At 67.3% G+C, this 20,693-nt stretch carries 18 protein-coding genes; 3 read left to right on the top strand and 15 right to left on the bottom strand.

The window, feature by feature from the left end; translation table 11 throughout:
- Positions 1–293 precede the first annotated feature (293 nt).
- Genes JX552_RS11085 through dapB form a run of 3 tightly spaced genes read right to left on the bottom strand, consistent with a single transcriptional unit; the run spans position 294 to position 1,932 of the window.
- Positions 294–746: a flavodoxin family protein gene (locus JX552_RS11085; RefSeq protein WP_205877470.1), complete on the bottom strand. Its 453-nt coding sequence runs from the start codon at positions 744–746 to the stop codon at positions 294–296.
- Positions 743–1,198, bottom strand: coding sequence for a hypothetical protein (locus JX552_RS11080; protein WP_205877469.1), 456 nt, complete (start codon positions 1,196–1,198; stop codon positions 743–745). The genes JX552_RS11085 and JX552_RS11080 overlap by 4 nt, the downstream gene beginning before the upstream one ends.
- Positions 1,195–1,932: a 4-hydroxy-tetrahydrodipicolinate reductase gene (gene dapB / locus JX552_RS11075; protein WP_205877468.1), complete on the bottom strand. Its 738-nt coding sequence runs from the start codon at positions 1,930–1,932 to the stop codon at positions 1,195–1,197. Before dapB ends, JX552_RS11080 begins: the two co-directional genes overlap by 4 nt.
- 104 nt (positions 1,933–2,036) lie before the next feature.
- Between dapB and JX552_RS11070 the strand changes: the two genes are divergently transcribed.
- Both JX552_RS11070 and JX552_RS11065 read left to right on the top strand, forming a co-directional pair.
- The gene (locus JX552_RS11070) at positions 2,037–3,410 is read left to right on the top strand and encodes an HNH endonuclease signature motif containing protein (protein ID WP_205877467.1); all 1,374 of its coding nucleotides are present in this window, start codon (positions 2,037–2,039) and stop codon (positions 3,408–3,410) included.
- Between the two features lie 83 nt (positions 3,411–3,493).
- Positions 3,494–5,257, top strand: a complete 1,764-nt coding sequence (locus tag JX552_RS11065) for an alpha/beta fold hydrolase (RefSeq protein WP_205877465.1) — start codon at positions 3,494–3,496, stop codon at positions 5,255–5,257.
- Here the strand turns inward: JX552_RS11065 and JX552_RS11060 are convergent.
- From JX552_RS11060 to aldR, 5 genes are all read right to left on the bottom strand, one after another.
- Positions 5,254–6,336, bottom strand: coding sequence for a PDR/VanB family oxidoreductase (locus tag JX552_RS11060; protein WP_205877463.1), 1,083 nt, complete (start codon positions 6,334–6,336; stop codon positions 5,254–5,256). The two genes, JX552_RS11065 and JX552_RS11060, sit on opposite strands and share 4 nt — an antisense overlap.
- A 4-nt stretch (positions 6,337–6,340) precedes the next feature.
- Entirely contained in the window at positions 6,341–8,077 is a 1,737-nt protein-coding gene (locus JX552_RS11055; RefSeq protein WP_205877462.1) for an SDR family oxidoreductase, read from the bottom strand.
- 3 nt (positions 8,078–8,080) lie between these two features.
- Complete coding sequence (locus JX552_RS11050; RefSeq protein ID WP_205877460.1) at positions 8,081–8,998, bottom strand: metal-dependent hydrolase; 918 nt, start codon at positions 8,996–8,998, stop codon at positions 8,081–8,083.
- A 64-nt stretch (positions 8,999–9,062) separates the two neighbouring features.
- Positions 9,063–9,524: an SRPBCC family protein gene (locus tag JX552_RS11045; RefSeq protein WP_205877458.1), complete on the bottom strand. Its 462-nt coding sequence runs from the start codon at positions 9,522–9,524 to the stop codon at positions 9,063–9,065.
- Between the two features lie 28 nt (positions 9,525–9,552).
- A complete protein-coding gene (gene aldR, locus JX552_RS11040; protein ID WP_205877456.1) occupies positions 9,553–10,068 on the bottom strand; it encodes an HTH-type transcriptional regulator AldR in 516 nt (171 codons plus the stop codon).
- A gap of 68 nt (positions 10,069–10,136) precedes the next feature.
- Between aldR and ald the strand changes: the two genes are divergently transcribed.
- Positions 10,137–11,267, top strand: coding sequence for an alanine dehydrogenase (gene ald, locus JX552_RS11035; RefSeq protein ID WP_205877455.1), 1,131 nt, complete (start codon positions 10,137–10,139; stop codon positions 11,265–11,267).
- A 9-nt stretch (positions 11,268–11,276) separates the two neighbouring features.
- On the opposite strand, the gene JX552_RS11030 is transcribed toward ald, so the two are convergent.
- From JX552_RS11030 to JX552_RS33300, 7 genes are all read right to left on the bottom strand, one after another.
- Positions 11,277–12,305, bottom strand: coding sequence for a nitronate monooxygenase (locus JX552_RS11030; protein WP_205877453.1), 1,029 nt, complete (start codon positions 12,303–12,305; stop codon positions 11,277–11,279).
- Between the two features lie 4 nt (positions 12,306–12,309).
- Positions 12,310–13,641, bottom strand: a complete 1,332-nt coding sequence (locus tag JX552_RS11025; RefSeq protein ID WP_205877451.1) for a M16 family metallopeptidase — start codon at positions 13,639–13,641, stop codon at positions 12,310–12,312.
- Positions 13,619–15,865: a polyribonucleotide nucleotidyltransferase gene (locus tag JX552_RS11020; RefSeq protein WP_205877450.1), complete on the bottom strand. Its 2,247-nt coding sequence runs from the start codon at positions 15,863–15,865 to the stop codon at positions 13,619–13,621. Before JX552_RS11020 ends, JX552_RS11025 begins: the two co-directional genes overlap by 23 nt.
- Before the next feature lie 331 nt (positions 15,866–16,196).
- Positions 16,197–16,733 carry an LppU family putative lipoprotein gene (gene lppU / locus JX552_RS11015; protein ID WP_431195979.1) on the bottom strand — a complete coding sequence of 179 codons (537 nt, stop codon included), beginning with the start codon at positions 16,731–16,733 and terminating at the stop codon, positions 16,197–16,199.
- The gene (gene rpsO, locus JX552_RS11010; RefSeq protein WP_036354818.1) at positions 16,730–16,999 is read right to left on the bottom strand and encodes a 30S ribosomal protein S15; all 270 of its coding nucleotides are present in this window, start codon (positions 16,997–16,999) and stop codon (positions 16,730–16,732) included. Before rpsO ends, lppU begins: the two co-directional genes overlap by 4 nt.
- 118 nt (positions 17,000–17,117) lie before the next feature.
- Positions 17,118–18,086 (bottom strand): bifunctional riboflavin kinase/FAD synthetase, encoded by a 969-nt coding sequence (locus tag JX552_RS11005; RefSeq protein ID WP_205877448.1) that lies wholly within the window; start codon positions 18,084–18,086, stop codon positions 17,118–17,120.
- A gap of 219 nt (positions 18,087–18,305) precedes the next feature.
- Positions 18,306–20,117 (bottom strand): PE family protein, encoded by a 1,812-nt coding sequence (locus tag JX552_RS33300; RefSeq protein ID WP_205877446.1) that lies wholly within the window; start codon positions 20,115–20,117, stop codon positions 18,306–18,308.
- Positions 20,118–20,693: the final 576 nt, after the last annotated feature.

The following is a 20,693-nucleotide window of genomic DNA, read 5'->3' as shown; positions in this document are numbered from 1 at the left end:
GTCCCGCTTTTCCGCAATCGACGGCGCAGACGGGCCTCAGCACATGACTCACGCGCGCCAAGATGCCACGCGACAACGAGATACTAGGAACTCCAACGGATTTGCTGATTGTCGCGGAGACGGTTGTCGACGCCAGACCGGCCCGCGGGCATCCGGATTCGTTGCGCGGTGACGAGCCACCGCGCAACGACCCTCAGCGATCGAATCGTCGCGGAATTGGACCGATTGCAGTCGCGCCTCGACGTTGGGGACCTTGCCTCAACCGGAAGTCGACCCGGTCTCGCTCCTGCGACTCAGGCCATCAATGTCGCGGCGACCGTCGCGCCGAGGTTCCAGCATTGCTCCAGGTCTGCCTTAACGGGCTTGCCAGACACCACAACATCGTCTGCCGCTTTCACCCAGCCCAGACCGGCGGTGATGCCGTCCAAGGCCCGCTGCGCGCCCTCGCTGCCTTCGTTGCCATGAATGTAGACACCGAACGGTCTGCCGCGGCTGGCGTCGAGCAGTTGGTAGTACGACTCGTCGAAAGCGTGCTTGAGGGCGCCGCTGAGGTAACCGAGGTTGGCCGGCGTTCCCAGCAGATATCCGTCGGCTCCCAGCATCTCGACCGGTGAGACGGTGAGAGCTGGCCGTCGCATCACCTTCACACCCTCGATCTCGGGCGTGGTGGCCCCGGCCAACACGGCCTCGAACATCTCCTGGCAGTGCGGCGAGGGCGTGTGGTGAACGATCAGCAGCGTGCTCATCGTTGGGCCTCCAGCTGAACCGCCGTCTTCATTGCTTCCCGGGCCCGCCGGCGATCCCCCGCATAGTCGTAGGCACGCGCGAGCCGATACCAGTGCCGCCAGTCCTCGGGGTCGCCTTCGAGTTCGGTGCGCACGCTGTCGAACAACGCGTCAGCGGCGTCCCGTTCGATGCGGCCCGAGGCCCGCCGCGGCAACGCGCTGACGTCGAGTTCCATCCCGTCGTCGGCGATGAGGCGGGTGAGCTTCTGGTGGGCGAATCCGGCCCGCAGTGTCGCGATCATCGCCCACAGTCCGAGGAACGGCATGATCAGCAGCGCCAAACCGAGGCCCACCGCGGCGGGCCGACCCGACCCGACCAGCACCAGCGCGATGCGGCCGAGCAGCACGAAGTACACCAGCATGGCCACGCACAGGAAGGCGATCAGCAGCTGGATCCGCAACGTTCTCGTCATTGCAGGTTGAGCAGGGGCTCTATACCGATGGTCAATCCGGGTCGCTCCGCGATGCGACGCACCGCCAGCAACACGCCGGGTACGAAGGATGTGCGGTCGAGGCTGTCGTGACGGATGGTCAAAGTCTCCCCCTCGGTGCCGAACAGCACCTCCTGGTGGGCGACCAGTCCGGCCAGCCGAACCGCGTGCACAGGGATGCCGTCGACATCCGCGCCGCGCGCCCCGGGCAGGCTGGTACTGGTGGCATCGGGGTTGGGCGGCAAGCCCTTCCGCGCCTCGGCGATCAGCTTGGCGGTCCTGGTCGCGGTGCCCGAAGGAGCGTCGGCCTTGTGCGGGTGATGGAGCTCGATGACCTCGATCGAGTCGAAGAAGGGCGCGGCCTGCTTGGCGAAATGCATGGACAACACCGCACCGATGGCGAAGTTGGGCGCGATCAGCACAGCGGTTTCGGGGTTGGCCGCGAGCCAGGACTCGACCCGTCCGATGCGTTCACCGGTGAAACCGGTGGTGCCCACGACGGCATGAATCCCGTTGTCGATCAAGAACTTCAGATTATCCATCACCACGTCGGGATGAGTGAAGTCGATGACCACCTCGGTGCCGCCGTCGGTCAGCAGGCTCAGCGCGTCGCCGGCGTCGACCTCCGCGGACAGGGTCAGGTCCTCGGCGGCCTCGACCGCCCGCACCATCGTCGCCCCCACTTTTCCCTTAGCTCCCAGCACGCCTACCCGCATGGGGTGAAGCCTACTGGGCAGGGTTCTTTCCACAGTTGGGTGTTTGTCCACAGGTCGGGGTTTCACCGCGGCGCGGAGCCCTGGCGTCGCCGTAAAATTCGAACATGCGTACGATAACAGCGGCGGCGGAAGTGGTCGCCGCTTTCGACGCACTCGACGCCGCCGTCGCCGCGCTCGGCGAACTGCACCATCGGTTATCGGACCCCGTCGTGCGCTGCCGCGCGCTGGAACGGCTGGAAACCTCGCGCCGCTGCCAAGCCGTGATCAGCCACGACATCATCCACAGCCTCGCCAGCGAAGACCCTGCCGACATCGGCGGCCCCGCCCACCAGGTCATCGCCGACTGGTGCCGCATCAGCTACACCGAAGCCCGTCGGCGCATCCGCGACGCCGCCCAACTCGCGCCCCGCCCCACCCTCACCGGACAGCAGTTGCCCCCCGAACTGCCTGCCACCGCCGAGCAATGGCGCCAGGGCATGCTCGACGCCCAGCACCTGCGGGTGATACAGACCTTCGTCCGCGACCTGCCCACGGACACTCCCGTCGCCGTGCTCGAGCAGGCCGAACACCTACTGGCCCACCATGCCACCCAACTTCGCCCCGACCAACTCGACAAAGCCGCCAAACGCGCCGCCGTCCTGATCAACCCTGACGGAAAGTTCTCCGATCGCGACCGCGCCCGCCAGCGCAGCTTCACCTTCAAGCCCCAACGCGCCGACGGCATGAGCGAAGCCTCCCTCGTCGCCACCCCCGAACTGCGCGCCCTGATCGAGGCTTGGCTGGCCCACTTCGCCGCCCCTGGCATGTGCAACCCCGCCGATGAAAACCCCTGCCTCTCCGGCCAACCCCCCGAGGAGATCGCCACCACCGACACCCGAACCCCAGGCCAACGTCAACACGACGCCCTCCTCACCCTGTTGCGCGCCCACCTTGGCAATCCCATCCTCGGCCAGCACAACGGCCTGCCCGTCAGCGTCGTGGTCACCACCACTCTGCAAGAACTCACGACCGCCACCGGCACTGGCGTCACCGCCGGCGGCACCGTGATCCCCATGCGCGACCTCATCACCATGGCCGCCCGCGCCCACCACTACCTCGCGGTCTTCGACGGACACTCCAACCGGCCCCTTTACCTCGGGCGCGCCCGCCGCATCGCCTCCCCCGACCAACGCCTGGCTCTGTTCGCCGCCGAACGCGGCTGCACCTACCCCGGATGCGACGTAGCCGCCGACAAATGCGAAGTCCACCACCTCAACGAGTGGGCCAACGGCGGACCCACCGACATCACCAACCTCACCCTGGCCTGCCCAGGCAACCACAAACTGATCGGAAAGGGCTGGTCCACAACAAAGCTCGGCAATCACCGCACCGCATGGACCCCACCCCCACGATTCGATCGCGGCGGCCCCCGCACCAACAACTTCCACCACCCCGAACGTCTCCTCGCCGACAACGACGACGAACGGGCCGGACCCTAGGCATGCGGCAACACCCGGCACACTGGCGCCTCTCTAGGCTGAGATGGTCGAGACGTCGGTGCGAGAAAAGCGGAGGTGCACACGTGCGATCCAGCGATATCCGGATCCGCGAGGCCAAGCCGAGGGATTACGCCAGGGTCGCGGCGATGCACTACCCGGTGTGGCGGCAATCCTGGAAGGGAATCGTGGCCACGCATGTGCTGGATATGATCGGCACGCCGAAGACCTGGGTCGACACGTTCTATCCGACGACGCTCAAACGGGGCGGCTGGCAGATGTTGATGGCCGAGGCGCGCGGCAAGTTGCTGGGAATGACGCTGTTCGGGCCGGATCTGTCGAATCCCAAGCACATTCAGGTCGACGCGCTCTACATCCTCGACGACAGCCAACGGCACGGCATCGGCGGAATGTTACTGAACAAGGTGCTGCGCACCTATCCGGACAACGACATCATCCTGTGGTGCGCGGATAAGAATCAGAAGGCCCGCAACTTCTACGAAAAACACGGCTTCGAACTCGATGACCGCACCTACGTGTGGAAGCCGCTACCCGGCGTGACGGTGCCGCATGTGGGCTACCGCTTGTATCGTTCGGCGGCCGAGAATCCGCAGCAAGAGCAAGCCGCGGCCGTTGACACTCCGGCGAGCACCCCCGCCGTCGTGTCTCTGATCGCCCCACCGGTCACCGCGCCGAGCGCCGCACCGATCACCACGCCCATCCAGCCGCACCCCATCGACGTACCCCAGGCCCAACTCGACGACCTCCGCCACCGCCTCAGCACGGCCCGGTGGCCGGCCGAAATCGCCGAAGCAGACTGGGATTACGGCACCGAACAGACGTTCCTCAAGAGCGTCATCGATCACTGGTTACACCGCTACGACTGGCGGGCCACCGAAGCCGAGGTCAACGCCGCCGGTTCGTTTGTCACCCAGGCCGCAGGGCAACGAGTCCACTTCCTGCACGCCAGGTCAGAGCGCGAAGACGCCGTCCCGCTGGTCATCACCCACGGGTGGCCGGGCTCGGTGGTCGAATTCCTCGACGTCCTGCCGCTGCTGCGCAAGCGGTTTCACGTGGTCCTGGTCTCCATGCCGGGCTACGGCTTCTCCGGGCCGACCCGGGAGCGCGGCATCGACGTAGCCCGGGTCGCCGCGGCTGTCGCCGACGTGATGGCCCAGCTCGGTTACGACCGCTATCTGGCCCAGGGCGGCGACTGGGGCGCGCTGGTCACGCGCAATCTCGGCGAGCACTATCCGCAGCACGCCGTCGCGATTCACACCAACATGCTGTTCGCGCCGCCGGACCAGACAAACGCCGAGCTGTTGGCGAACGTCACCGAAACGGAGTGGGCGGCCATCGCGGCGGGTGTCGAACGCATCAAAGACGGCACCGCATACATGGAAATCCAGTCCACCCGGCCACATTCACTCGGCTTCGGCCTGGACGATTCGCCGCTGGGACTGGCCGGTTGGATACTCGAGAAATTCCACGCCTGGTGCGACATCAGGGAAGGCATGCCCATCAGCACCGACCGGCTCATCGACAACCTGATGTTCTACTGGCTCACCGGCACCGCCACCTCGGCGGCACGCCTGTATTGCGAATCCGCGCGGGCCGGCACCAGCCCGCTCAGCGACTGGACCGGCCGCGTCGATGTCCCGACCGGTTACGCCGTCTACCCGGGCGAGATGCTGCAAACTCCGCGCGCATGGGCGGCGGCGCGCTACAACCTGGTCCATTACGCCGTTCACGACCGCGGCGGCCATTTCGCCGCTTTCGAGCAACCCGAGTTGTTCGCCGCCGACCTGATCGCCTATGCCAATGTGCTCAGCGAGAAAGGCGTGTTCTAGCGATCGATCACGAGCCGGCCGCCATCGGAGCGCGAGACGCAGACCAGCATCTCGTCGTCGCCTTCGGCAGCGCGGCCACGCCGGTCTACTTGCCCGGCAAGCACTTTCACCTTGCAGGTGCCGCAGAAACCCTGCTGGCACGAGTAGGCCGTGGTCGGATCGTGGTCGAGCATGACCTCGAGCGCCGACCGATTCGCCGGGACGCTGAGCACCTGTCGCGAGCGCGCCAGCTCCAGCTCGAACGCAGATCCGTTCACGATCGGCGCCGGACTGAACCGCTCGTAATGCAATGGCGCAGCTGCATGCAGGTCGCGTGCCACCCGGACCGCTTCCAACATGCCGGCCGGTCCGCAGACGTACACCGCTGTCGTCGGCCCGGCGCCGGCCAGCAGGTCCGCCACCGCGGCGATTCGGCCGTGTTCGTCGTCGGCCCACACGGTGACCCGCTCAGGCGCTACCGCCAGCACCTCGTCCAACAACGGCATGTATTCCCGGCTACGACCGGCATAGATTGCCCGCCAATCGATTCCGCGCTGCTCCGCAACCCGGATCATCGGCAGGATGGGCGTCACCCCGATCCCGCCGATCACGAACAGCACCTCACGCTCCGACGCCCCCAGATAGAAGGCGTTGCGTGGACCCTCGAAAAGCAAGGTGTCACCGACGTCGAGGGCGTCGTGCATCTCGATTGACCCGCCGCCACCGTCGGCGATCCGGCGCACCGCGATGCGGTAGTCCGTACGGCGCCCGGGCGGTCCACACAGCGAGTACTGCCGCCGACGTCCCGAGGGCAACTGCACGTCGATGTGTCCCCCCGGCGTCCAGGACGGCAACAGTCCGCCCTCCGCGTCGGTCAATGTCAGTGCGACCACATCGGGTGCTACCAGTACCCGATCGGTGATCCTCGCGCGGTGCGTGCGCGACACGGGCGTCACCCGGGATGGTCGCCACCGCGATGCCGCGGCGAGACCACCCATCACCGTGCGCACACCCCACAGCACGGTGAAAAAGCGGTCATGATCGCGCCGTCCGTAGAGGTCGGCGGGCCTGCTCCTCCAAATGCTGTCCGGCACAGTCATTCCCCTACTGTTGCCGGATATCCAGGCGCGCCAGCAATCGAATGGCCGAAGGGCTGATGCGCCGCATCGCGTAGCCGACCCTTGACTCCGGGGCCACCGGCAGCACCGCCGGCCCGGTTCTGATGGACTTGACGATCGCCCTGGCGGTGGCTTCCGGGGTGTAGTTGCGCCGCCGGTAACTCGCGTCCGCTTTCGCTCGGGCCCGCTCCTGCTGCTGCGCCGACATGCCGGCATAGACGGTGCTTTTCGCGATATTGGTGTTCACGAAGCCGGGGCAGACGGCGGTGACGCTGATGCCTTCGTCGGCGAGGTCGGCGCGCAATGCCTCACTGAACCCGAGCACCGCGGCTTTCGTTGTGCTGTAGGCGACCATGGACTTCGACGGCAGGAACGCCGCGGCCGACGACAGGTTGATGATGGTTCCGCCTTCACCGCGCTCGACCATCTGAGCGCCGAAGGCCCTGCTGCCGGTGATGACGCCGCGGACGTTGACCGCCATGATGTCGTCCCAGTGCCGGGACGACGTCTCCAGAAACCGGCCCGCCATCCCGATGCCGGCGTTGTTCACCAGGATGTCCACCACGCCGTGATCGTTATACACCTGTGCCGCAAGGTCATTCATCAACTCTTCGTCGGTCACGTCAGCCTGGTACACGGCAGCCTGGGCCCCGGCCGCCCGGACGGCCTCCGCCGTTTCCTCGGCCGCACCGGGGTCGCGGTCCACGATCACCACCTTGGCCGCGCCGGTGCGGGCCAATTCCACCGCGGTCGCCCGGCCGATGCCGGAGCCCGCCCCGGTGACCAGCGCCAGTTTGCCGCCCACCTCGCGCGGGCCGGCACGCAACTCCGATTCCGCCAGGCCCCCCACGACCGCGTCGATCCACTCGCCGGTCAGCCGCGCGATCACGTCGGGGCGCGACGTCACCACCCAGTGCCCACCCTGGATCGGGACGACCCTGCCCGTCGGCGGAATCGCACCGACGTAACGCTGCAGCGCCGGCGTGATGAAGAGGTCCTTGCCGGGTATCAGTACTTGCACCGGGACGGCGGTCTGCGGAACCTGAGCGCCGGGTGACACCAACGGCGCGGGCAGGTTCTCCCGGTACAGGTTCAAACCGTTGACGTAGTCGCCGATCCCGCGCGGCGACTTGGTGCGTCGACTCAGGGTGCTCGACCGGCCGAAGCGTTCCAGGCCTTCGACGACTTTCACTCCGAGCCGGGACCGGAAGAACAACTCCGGCAGACGGGGACTCAAGAAGAACCCGACGTACACCGACGAACTGGCCTGCCGCGCCACGTTGCCGATCTCGCGCGGCGTGCGCGCCGAGCGCACGAACTGGCCGATGTGCCGCACGTGCGGACCCGAAATCGAAGTGAAGGAGGCGATCTTGGACACCACCGCGCCGTCGGTGACCGCCGACCACGCCTGCACCGACCCCCAGTCGTGCGCCAGCAGATGCACCTGCCCGACGCCCAGGCTGTCGATCACGGCACCGATGTCAGCGACCAATTGGTCCAGGTGGTATCCGGATCTGTCTGCCGGAGAGGACGATTCGCCGGCTCCGCGCACGTCGTAGGCGACGACGTTGTACCGCCCGCCGAGCAGTTCGGCCACCCCGTCCCAGATGTGGTGGTTGTCCGGGTACCCGTGGATGGCCAGCACCGTCGGACGCGCCGGGTCGACGTCGGCGTAGCGGTGGACGGACAGGGTCACACCGTCAGATGCGTTGAGAATAGCCATGTTTCAGTGCGACGCCCGGGCGGCGGGGGATACCGCGAGGTAGTCGACGGCGCGCTCCAGGCCGCCCAGCTGCGACGGATGGAAGCCCGGCCGATAATAGGAGCCGCCCACGCTGATCAACCGGCGCGGCCCGGGTACCAACCCGCGCCGCGCGGCGCGCAGGAAGTCCCGCCAGCGCGCCCTGGTCCCCGGCGGTACGCACGGGTCCACCGAGTACATGAAGCGCACCCCGCGGATCCACAACAAGGTCAGCACGGGCGTCACCGCCAGCTGGGCCCGGATCTGCCGCCAATACCCGACCCGCAGGTGCTTCATGGTGTCGAACGCCACCGCCTTGTGCTCGACCTCTTCGGCCCCGTGCCAGCGCAGCATGTCCAGCATCACCGGGTCAGTCCCGACGGCGTCCAGCGCCGGCGAGTCCAGAATCCACTCGCCCAGCACGGCCGTGTAATGCTCGATCGCCGAGATGAAGGCCACCTGCTCCAACAACCAGCTGTGGTATCGGCGCACGCTGCGATGCGGCTTCTCCCCGAGCAGCTTTCCGAACAGCCAACGCACTTGGTCGGTGAACGGCGTCAGGTCGATGCCCTGAGCGTCGAAGTGTGCCAGCACTCCGGAGTGCGCCTGCGAGTGCATCGCCTCCTGGCCGATGAATCCCTGCACGTCCAGGCGTAGTTGATCGTCCTTGATCAGGGGCAGCGTCTTCTTGAAGACATCGACGAAGAACTCTTCACCAGCCGGCAGCAGCAGGTGCAGCACGTTGAGAACGTGTGTGGCCATCGGTTCGCCCGGCACATAGTGAAACGGCAACTCTGCCCAGTCGAACTCGACATTGCGCGCTTCCAGTACCAGCCGCTCATGGTCGGCGGCAACCGACGGTCCCGCGTGCGGCCCCACCGCCCGATCGTCAACAGTGCTCATCACGGCCCCCTTGCCTCGAGTGGCAAGTGTACTGAAACGGGTCAGGTATGCGATACCCGCGGTACTACCTTTTCTCGGCCCGCTGCTTGAGGCGCTGCAACGTCAGCTCGATGTTCTTCGTGTTTTGGGCCTTGCGGTCGGCAACGCCGGTGATCACGCCGGCTACTTTGCGCAGCCAACCGGGCCGGCGGTCCCAGGTGCTCTCGGTCACCCGACAACCACCGTCGGCCGCGGCGATGTCGTACTGCCACCGCGCGATCGGAAGCGCCGCCGAGCGCACGTCGAATGCGAAGACCCGGCCGGGCTCGGCGTCGGTGACGGTGCATTTTGTCTTCCAGCGTTTGCTGCCATTCTCGTTGTGGCCGACGAACACCGCCCCCTCGGTGACGGCATCGCCCTCGAGAAGCTCCATTGCCACCGCCTCCTCGGCCAGCGCGGCCAGCGTCGGAAGGTCGGTGATCAGGCCGTACACCGTCTCGGGACTGGCCTCGATCTGAACTGTGGCTGTAGCCGAAGGTTCGCTCATCGGCCGATCATAGCCAGGCCGCCGGTTGCTAGATCGGTGCCGCCCCACGCAGATGCTCAAAGATCAGCGAGGTTTGAGTGCCTGCCACATCGGCATCGGCGTTGAGATTCTCGACCACGAAGGTGCGCAGATCCTGCGTGTCGCGGGCCGCGACATGAAGGATGAAATCGTCCGCGCCGGCCAGGAAATAGACGTCGACCACCTGCCGCTTGCTACGGATCTGCTCGATGAAACTGCGGATTCTGCGGCGCGCACCCGATTGCAGCTTGACCGAGATCATCGCCTGCAACGACAAACCCACCGCGACGGGGTCGATGTCGGCGTAGAAACCGCGGATCACGCCGAGTTCCACTAGGCGGCGCACCCGGCCGTGACACGTCGATGGCGCGATGCCCACCGCGTCGGCCAGCGCGTTGTTGGTGATGCGGGCATCGCCGTGCAGCAGGCTGAGGATCCGGCGGTCCACGCCGTCCAGGTCGGCCGGCCGAACATCCTTCGGCCCACCACCGGGGCGGTCCGCAACATCCGGTGGATTATCGGTCATATATGAACTTTATAGAACAATCGGCATCAAGATTGCGACAATCCCGAAGTTTCTTCACACTAGACGTCATGCGCATCGGCATTCCGACCGAGACTAAACACAACGAATTCCGGATTGCGATCACCCCGGCCGGAGTCGCCGAACTGACCCGCCACGGCCATGACGTCATGGTCCAGGCGGGTGCCGGGGAGGGCTCGGCGATCACCGACGCCGAGTTCAAGGCGGCCGGCGCCGTCCTAGCCGACACCGCGGCGCAGGTGTGGGCCGATGCCGAGTTGGTGCTGAAGGTCAAAGAACCGCTGCCGGCCGAGTACGGCCACCTGCGCCCGGGGTTGACCCTGTTCACCTACCTGCACCTGGCCGCCTCCCGATCCTGCACCGACGCTCTGCTGGCCTCCGGGGCCACCTCGATCGCGTACGAGACGGTCCAGACCGCCGACGGGTCGCTGCCGCTGCTGGCTCCGATGAGCGAGGTCGCCGGACGACTCTCCGCTCAGGTCGGGGCATACCACCTGATGCGGACCCAGGGCGGCCCTCCCAACCGGCGGGGCGCGCTGATGGGCGGGGTTCCCGGGGTCAAACCCGCCGACGTCGTGGTGATCGGCGGGGGCACCGCCGGCTACAACGCCGCCCGGGTCGCCAGCGGCATGGGGGCATCCGTCATGGTGCTCGACGTCAATCTGGCCAAGCTCCGGTTGCTCGACGCCGAATTCGCCGGCCGTATCGGCACCCGCCATTCGTCGGCCTACGAGCTCGAAGGCGCCGTCACCCGCGCCGACCTGGTGATCGGCGCGGTACTCGTCCCGGGCGCGAAAGCCCCCAGCCTGATACCGAATTCTCTTGTGGCACAGATGAAACCCGGAGCGGTGCTGGTCGACATCTCCATCGACCAAGGCGGCTGTTTCGAAGACTCCCGGCCGACCACCCACGACGAACCGACGTTCGCGGTGCACGACACGCTGTTCTACTGCGTGGCCAACATGCCCGCCGCAGTACCCAAGACGTCCACGTACGCGCTGACCATCGCCACCATGCCCTACGCGCTCAAGCTCGCCGACCAAGGTTGGCGTGCGGCCTGCCGCTCCGATCCCGCTCTGGCCAAGGGTCTTTCGACACATGCCGGCGCGCTGCTGGCCGACCACGTGGCCGAGGACCTGGGCTTGCCCTTCACCGACCCGACCGCCGTGCTGGCCGGTTAACGAACCCGACTAACGGATGTAGGGAGCCAGTGCGGTGACGATGTCAGCGGCCGGCGCACTGCGGGCCTGCCGGTAACCTTCGCCCGCCCACAGGTTCGTCCCGTGCGGATCCTCCATCTCGATCGCGGCTGCCCGGATCGGCTTGGTCATCTGGTTCACCTCCGGATAACCAAGTGGCGCAACGTGATCCAGCAGCCGAGTGAAGTTGTTGGCCAGGCCACGCGCGTAGCGGCCGGAGAACGCCCGGGTGACCACCGTGGAGTCGAACTCGGGGTTCTTCAGCGCGACCCGGTAGGCCGGGTGGGTGCCTGCCTCGTCGGCCAGCAGTAGCGCCGTGCCGACCTGAGCGGCCACCGCTCCCCTGCGCAACACCGCCGCGATCTGTTCGACGGTGCCCAGCCCGCCGGCCGCGATCAGCGGCACGTCGTGCGCGTGGCCGATCCGGTCCAGCAGCTGGTGCAGCGACTCCGATCCGGGCTCCATGTCCGGCGCGAACGTACCGCGGTGGCCGCCGGCCGCCGGCCCCTGGACCACCAGGTTGTCCGCACCAGCCGCGACGGCCACCCCGGCCTCGTAGGCCGACGTCACCGTGACCGACACCAGCAGGCCCTGTGCGCTCAACATCCGCACGACATCCGGCGGCGGGGCGCCGAAGGTGAACGACACCATCTCCGGGCGCACGTCGGCCACGACCTCGAGCTTGCGTTGCCAATCGTCGTCGTCGCCGTGCACCGGGTGGCCCACCTCGACGCGGTAATGGTCGGCAACCTCTTCGAGGTCTTCGGCGTAATACTCCAGTTGCACCCAGTCGGCGACGCTGGGCTGGGGCACGAAGAGGTTGACCCCGATCGGGCCGGTGGTCGCTTTCCGTGCCGCCGCGATGTCTTCGGCGAATTGCTCCGCGGTCAGGTAGCCGCCCGCGACGACGCCGAGCCCACCGGCGTTCGACACCGCGGCCGCCAGCGCGGGGGTGCCAGGGCCACCGGCCATCGGCGCACCCACGATGGGCGCGGCGATGTCCCAGAAACCCAAAACCATCGGGTTAACTTACCATCGCTCGAAGTTGTTGGGGCAGCGATCGTTTCGTACTGTACGGGCCGAGAACGGCCGCGCCGTAGCGCTTGGTGAGCAGGCGCCGGGCCACCGCATTGACCTCGTCCACCGTGACCTGCTCGATCTGTCGCAACGTGTGTTCGATGCTGCGATGGGCGCCATAGTTGAGTTCGCTGCGACCGATCCGGCTCATCCGGGAGCCGGAATCCTCTAGGCCCAGCACCAGCCCGCCGCGCAGCGACCCTTTGGCGATTCGGCACTCGTCCTCGGTGATGCCGTCGCGGGCCACCGACTCCAATACCGCGGTGGTGACCTTCATGACGTCGGCGAAGCGTTCGGGCAGACAGGCCGCATACACCGACAGCGCGCCGCTGTCGGCGAAGATGTCCAGCGACGAATAGACCGAGTACGCCAGCCCGCGCGCCTCCCGGATCTCCTGGAACAACCGGGAACTCAACCCACCGCCGAGCGCGGTGTGCAACACCGACAACGCCCAGCGGTGCTCCCAGCCGCGCCCGGGCGTGCGGACGCCCAGCGAGACGTGCGTCTGCTCGGCGTCGCGATTGCCCAGCACCAGACCGGGTTCGCCGGTCACTCGGCCCGACCCCTTGCGCGGCGCCAAGGGTCGGCGCCCGCGGACCAGGCGGGCCGCGAAATGCTGGCGGGCCAACGCGACGACCTCGTCGTGGTCGACGTTGCCGGCCACCGCCACGATCATCCGCTCCGGGGTGTAGCGGCGCAGATGAAACGAGTGCAGCTGGGACCGCGACATCTCCGTCACCGACCGCACGCTGCCGATCACCGGCCGGCCCACCGGGTGGTCGCCGAACAACGCCGTCATGAACATGTCGGCCAGCGCGTCCTCGGGGTCGTCGTCGCGCATCGCGATCTCCTCGAGGACCACGTCGCGTTCCAGTTCCACATCCTCGACTGCGCAGCGGCCGTTGAGCACCACGTCAGCGACCAGATCGACGGCCAGCGCCAGGTCGGAGTCCAGCACATGCGCGTAGTAGCAGGTGTGCTCCTTGGCGGTGAAGGCGTTGAGCTCGCCGCCGACGGCGTCCATCGACTGGGCGATGTCTACCGCCGAGCGGGTCGGGGTCGACTTGAACAGCAGATGCTCGAGGAAGTGCGCGGCGCCGGCCACCGTGGTGCCCTCGTCGCGAGAGCCCACCCCGACCCAGACCCCCACAGATGCCGAGCGCACCGCGGGTAGGTGTTCAGTAACGACCCGCAGTCCGCCCGGCAGAGTGGTGCGACGCACGCCTCCCTTTTCCGGGGGCCGTGCGCCCCCGGTGTCAGCTGCTGACCGTCGCGGCATCGGCGGGAGCCGCACCGACAGTCTCGGGAGCCGCAGCGGCGTCGTCGTCGTCCACCAGAACCAGCGAGATCTTGCCCCGCTTGTCGATGTCGGCGATCTCCACCCGCAGCTTGTCGCCGACGTTGACCACGTCCTCGACCTTCGCGATGCGCTTGCCCTTGCCCAGCTTGGAGATGTGCACCAGGCCGTCACGCCCGGGCAGCAACGACACGAACGCACCGAAATCGGTTGTCTTGACCACGGTTCCGAGGAACCGCTCCCCGACCGTCGGCAGCTGCGGGTTGGCGATGGCGTTGATCCGGTCGATCGCGGCCTGCGCGGACGGACCGTCGGTGGCCCCGACGAACACCGTGCCGTCATCCTCGATGGAGATCTGCGCACCGGTTTCCTCGGTGATCGCGTTGATGACCTTGCCCTTGGGCCCGATCACCTCGCCGATCTTGTCCACCGGGACTTTGATGGTGGTGACCCGGGGCGCGTACGGGCTCATCTCGTCGGGCCGGTCGATGGCCTCGGCCATGACCTCGAGAATGGTCAGCCGGGCATCCTTGGCCTGGGCGAGAGCACCCGCGAGCACCTTGGAGGGGATGCCGTCCAGCTTGGTGTCCAGCTGCAGCGCAGTGACGAAGTCCTTGGTACCGGCGCACTTGAAGTCCATGTCGCCGAACGCGTCCTCGGCACCGAGGATGTCGGTGAGCGTCACGTAGCGGGTCTCTCCATCGACGTCGTCGGACACCAGCCCCATCGCGATGCCGGCCACCGGGGCCTTGAGCGGCACCCCGGCGTTGAGCAGCGCGAGCGTGGACGCGCAGACCGATCCCATTGAGGTCGAACCGTTGGAACCGAGGGCCTCGGACACCTGGCGGATCGCGTACGGGAACTCCTCGACGCTGGGCAGCACCGGGATCAAAGCCCGCTCGGCCAGGGCGCCGTGGCCGATCTCGCGCCGCTTGGGCGACCCCACCCGGCCGGTCTCACCGGTGGAGAACGGCGGGAAGTTGTAGTGGTGCATGTAACGCTTGGACGTCTCGGGGCCGAGCGAGTCGATCTGCTGGGCCATCTTGACCATGTCCAGGGTGGTCACACCCAGGATCTGGGTCTCGCCGCGCTCGAACAGCGCGCTGCCGTGCGCCCGAGGCACCACGGAAACCTCGGCCGACAACGCGCGGATGTCGGTAATGCCACGACCGTCGATGCGGAAGTGGTCGGTGAGGATGCGCTGGCGCACCAGCTTCTTGGTCAGCGAGCGGAACGCGGCGCCGATCTCCTTCTCCCGGCCCTCGTAGGTGCCGGCAAGCCGCTCGACGACCTGCGACTTGATCTCGTCGGTGCGCTTGTCGCGCTCGGCCTTGCCGCCGATCGACAGCGCCTCGGTCAGCTCGTCGGTGGCCACCGAGGCGACCGAGTAGTAGACGTCGTCCTCGTAGTCGGGGAAGGTCGGGTATTCGCGCGTGTCTTTCGCGGCCGCGTCGGCCAGCTCCTGCTGGGCGGTGCACAGGGCGGCGATGAACGGCTTGGCGGCCTCGAGCCCTTCGGCGACCACGGTTTCGGTCGGCGCCTGGGCGCCGCCCTCGACCAGCTCGATGACCTTTTCGGTGGCTTCGGCCTCGACCATCATGATCGCGACGTCACCGTCAACCTTCCGGCCGGCGACCACCATGTCGAACACGGCCCGTTCGAGCTGCTCGACGGTGGGGAAAGCGACCCAGGTGCCGTCGATGAGGGCCACCCGGACGCCGCCGACCGGCCCGGAAAACGGCAGCCCGGAGATCTGGGTGGACGCCGACGCGGCATTGATCGCCAGCACGTCGTACAGGTCGTTGGGGTCCAGGCTCAGGATCGTCACCACGACCTGGATCTCGTTGCGCAAACCGTCGACGAACGACGGGCGCAGCGGCCGGTCGATCAGCCGGCAGGTCAGGATCGCGTCGGTGGAGGGACGGCCCTCCCGGCGGAAGAAGGAGCCGGGGATGCGGCCCGCGGCATACATCCGCTCCTCGACATCGATGGTCAGTGGGAAAAAGTCGAAATGTTCTTTCGGGTTCTTGCTGGCGGTGGTCGCCGACAGCAGCATGTTCTCGTCGTCGAGGTAGGCGACCACCGAGCCGGCGGCCTGCAGGGCCAGTCGACCCGTCTCGAAGCGGATGGTGCGGGTGCCGAAGCTCCCGTTGTCGATGGTGGCGGTGGACTCGAAGACGCCTTCTTCGATTTCAGTCGCAGACATAACGTCAGTGCGGCCTCTCTGGTTATTCAGCTGTTTCGCGGGTCGGTGCGGAGCAAACCAGGGAGCAGGGTCTGAATACGGCTACGGCCATCGATCGAAGCTGCCGACCTGCCCCAGATGCTGGGAGCCCGGCAGCCACTACCGAAGACCGCCCGATACAGAGCTGCTTCCCGTGACACGCATGGTGACTCGCAGGAACGGCGCGCGCGGACCGCGAACCGCACCAAGGTGCTCGGGCCGAACCGGCCCAGAACGCCCTCACTCTACACCGAGCTAACTCGCACGAGGGGCAAGACCCGGGGCGAAACCCACCGCCCGACGCGTCCGACCTCTAGTTCCGGGGTGCGCTACTGATGTCCTCGACGCACACGGCGAACCGCCGCTGGGAGTACGTGTAGCCCAGGCCGCTGGCGCACTGGTCCACCGAGACCGGCGGGTCGAGATCTTTGAGGATCTGGGTGGCCCGCTGGCGATTGGCCACCGAAGTGTCGTCGCAGTCGACGCGGAACGGATCGGCGATGTGGTGCGGATCCACGCTCATGCAGCCACCGATCACCCAGTCGATGTCCAGGCAAAGGGTGTTGTTCGATCCGCTGATCGAATTGTGTGTCGAGTACGACGAATCGACGTCACGGGGGCACTGGTCCCGGTCCTTCGCGACGGCGACGACCTTGAAGTTGGACGCCCGGCTACCGCACGGGGCCTTGGCGGCCTGCGGCTGGGCAGGCGTGCCACCCAGCTCGAGGCAGTCCCCCACTGTGAATTCGCTGAGGTCGGAGCCGCTTTTCCCCGCCGAACACCCGGTCACCGCGCCGATGAGGAGGGCCAGAACGACGGCCGCAGCGGCGCCTAACGCGCCTTGGGTCAGCGGCGCAGACCCAGCCGCTCGATCAGCGAACGGTACCGCTCCACGTCGACCTGGGTCAGGTACTTGACCAGCCGCTTGCGGCGGCCGACCAGCAGCAGCAAGCCGCGGCGGGAGTGGTGGTCGTGCTTGTGGACCTTGAGGTGCTCGGTGAGATCGGCGATGCGCTTGGTCAGCAGCGCGATCTGCGCCTCCGGTGATCCGGTGTCGGTCTCGTGCAGACCGTAAGACTTCAGAATTTCTTTCTTCTGCTCGGCAGTAAGCGCCACGAAAATATCTCCATCAATAGGTCCGCGATCAGGGATTCACAGCGCGGCCACCGCGAACCGCAGCACGCGCCGATGTCGTCGGGCAGTCTAGCAGGGGCGCGGGGCCGGTCGTTCTTGCCTAGGTGAGCAGGGCGCGGGTGCGCTCGGTGTCCCTGCCGATCTCCTCGACCAGGTCGTCGATCGAGTCGTACTTCTGCTGACCGCGGATGCGCGAGACGAAGTCCAGTGCCACATGCTGGCCGTACAGGTCGGCGGCGGTGTCCAAGACGAATGCCTCCACGGTCCGGGTGCGTCCGGAGAACGTCGGGTTGGTGCCGACGGACACCGCAGCCTGATAGCGCTCACCGGGAACGACGGTGCCGGTCACCGGCCCATGCCCGAGCACGGTGAACCAGGCGGCGTACACGCCGTCGGCGGGAATGGCCGAATACATCGGCGGCGCCACGTTCGCGGTGGGAAATCCCAGCTCGGCGCCGCGTCCGTAGCCCCGCACGACGACACCTTCGACGCGGTGCGGGCGGCCCAGCGCTTCGGTGGCCGCCAACACGTCGCCGGCGTCCACGCAGGACCTGATGTAGGTGGACGAAAACGTGACGGTCTCATTGCTGTGGTGTTCGGACAGCAGGGACATCGCCTCGACCGCGAACCCGAACCGGTCGCCGGCCTTCCGCAGGGTGTCGACGCTGCCGGCCGCCTTCTTGCCGAAAGTGAAGTTCTCCCCCACCACCACCTCCACCACGTGCAGGTGCTCCACCAGCAGCTCGTGAATGTAGCGCTCAGGAGTGAGCTTCATGAAGTCGGTGGTGAACGGCATCACCAGGAAGACGTTGATGCCCAGGTCTTCGACCAGTTCGGCGCGGCGGGTCAGCGTGGTCAGCTGGGCCGGGTGGCTGCCCGGATAGACGACCTCCATCGGGTGCGGATCGAACGTCATCAGCACCGACGGCACGCCGCGGGCACGGCTCGCCTTCACCGCGTGCGCGATCAGCTCGGCGTGCCCACGGTGCACGCCGTCGAAGACCCCTATGGTGAGCACACATCTGCCCCAGTCCGTGGGGATCTCGTCCTGACCGCGCCACCGCTGCACGACCGTAAGCCTACGGCGCGCGGTGGAACATTCGCACTCGTGTGTGTGCTGCACGGCTCAGCCCCGTCCAACCCTGCATTGTTGTTCTGGGCGGGCACCCCATTCGTACTTCGTCTCATACTGCTGCCGAGACTCTCCGGACCCGTGCCTAACCAGGTCCGGCCGCCCCGCTCGACATTCAGACTCGCCGAGCCATTGCTCCAAGGCGCACGGGCGGAGTCATCCCTGTTGGCCGTCAGTGCCGGAGGCGCCTTGGGAACCGTTGCCGCCCACCGAACCCACGGCACCCCCAGCACCGGTGAGAACGCCGCCGGACCCGCCCGCTCCACCGCTGCCTCCAACGCCCGCGGCTCCACCACCACCGCCGTCACCGCCGTCACCAACGATGCCTTGATACGCGCCAGGTCCGCCGGCGGCGCCACCCGCGGCTCCGTTGCCGCCCTGGCCACCGGCGCCGCCGTCACCGCCGCTGCCGCCGGCTCCGCCGGCCCCGCCGATCCCTGCCAGCAGCCCGGACGCGCCGCCCTGACCGCCGGCTCCGCCGGCGCCACCGACACCACCGTCGCCACCAGCGCCGCCGTCACCCCCATCACCGCCGTTGCCGGCGGCGGCACCACTGGCATTTGCACTTTCGTTGACCATGCCAACAGCGCCGGCACCGCCCATGCCGCCGGCACCACCGATGTCACCGGCGCCCCCGTGGCCACCAATCCCCCCCATGCCGCCGGCACCACCGTTGCCGACCAGCAGCCCCCCGCGACCCCCGTCACCGCCAGCACCGCCCGTTCCGCCGGCGCTGCCGAACGCTCCGCTACCACCCACGCCGCCTGGGCCGCCCATGCCACCCAGTGCGATACCAGCGCCAGCGGGTATGGACACACCTGCGCTACCGCCGGCACCGCCAGCACCGCCCGTTCCACCCAAGACTCCGCCCGGCGCCCCGTCACCCCCCGTTCCCCCATAGGCCAACGCGGCGCCGCCAGAGGCTTCGCCATCGTTGACAATCGCTGCGCCACCTCCGCCACCGGCACCGCCAGTGGCGCCTGCACCGGCTGAGCCCCCCGCACCGCCCGCACCGCCAGCCGCCTGGATGTAGTTCGAACCGCCACTTACACCCGTCGCTGTAGCTGAGCCGCCATTACCTCCGGCGCCGCCGTCAATCCCGGCACCACCAGCAGCACCCGAGGTCCCCGCACTACCCGCAATTTCAAAGTCGCCGCCGCCGTAGGTCAGCTGAGTGGTCGTCCCGTCTCTTCCCCCGGCAGCGGTGGTGCCGTTGGGGGTGGCATTGGTCCCGTCGGCCCCAGCCAACCCGGTCCCGCCCTGACCGCCACCACCACCACTGCCGAACCACACCGCACTGCCCCCATCCCCACCCCGACCAGCAACACCACCATTGACGCCCGCCACAGCAGCCCCACCGGTCCCCCCCACACCACCATTGCCATACAACCACCCGCCAGTACCACCACTACCCCCCGCCGCCCCCGCACCACCTCGCCCACCAGCCCCACCACTGCCCCACAACCCCGCACTGCCCCCCACACCACCAGCCACACCCGCAGCCGTACTCACCCCACCACTACCACCATTGCCATACAAAAGCCCCCCCGCACCACCAGGCTGCCCCACCCCATTAACCGTCCCCCCCGCCGCACCATCGCCCACCAACGGCCGCCCCAACAACGACTCAGTAGGCCCATTCACCGCACCCCACACCTGCTGCTCCAAGCTCTGCAACGCCGACACCCCAGCAGCCTCAGCACTGGCATAAGAACCAGCGCTAGCCGCCAGCGCCTCCACCAGCCGGCGATGAAACACCGCCACCTGCCTGCTCACCGCCTGATAAGCCAACCCATGCTCACTGAACACACCCGCCACCGCCGCAGACACCTCATCAGCACCCGCCGCCATCAGCTCCGTCGTCGAGGCCGCCACCGCCGAACTCGCTGTCGTCACCACCGACCCAACATCGGCCACCTCACCAACCGCAACACCCACCAGCTCCGGCACAACACGCAAATACGACACCACCGACTCCTTGATTGAAAGAACTTTCGGGTTTGGCGGGAATGTGTCCGGCAGTCGCGGGGTTCCCGTTGCACTGATTGGGCGCGCGCTAGTCGTCTACACCCGTGGGCCTAAAGGCGCGGGGAAGCCCGCGCGCATCTGTGCCGGCGCTTCCATAAGCTCCTGCGCGGCGTTTCGCTAATCACCAGGTCCCCAGTTGCGGCGCTGCCTAGCTCCGGCGCGGTCCCGCGTACAAGACATCAGCGCCTCCTCACGAACGCACGGGCTTGAGGCATGGGCCGAGCAATCTCGTTGGCGACCACACCGCCTGGGGCATTGTTGAGGCAATTCTCACTTACGAACTAATCATCAGTCAAGTTTCCTGAATAAATCCTCATAATCAATCGCTCCGCGAAGAAGGCCCCGGCCACCGACGTGCGTCACCGACTGGTCACCAAACCTCCGGTGCTACGTGTTCCAACAGACCAGATGAGCCGCAGCGACCGGTCTGATCGGACCGTCGGAGCCTTTCGTGCCGCAAGCTCCGACCACACCTCTGCACTCACCTGCCGCACCTGCGGGGTATGCGGGCGAGCC

It is taken from the genome of Mycobacterium gordonae (genome assembly GCF_017086405.1).
GTDB lineage: Bacteria > Actinomycetota > Actinomycetes > Mycobacteriales > Mycobacteriaceae > Mycobacterium > Mycobacterium gordonae_D.
This window is presented reverse-complemented; position numbering and strand designations above follow the sequence as displayed.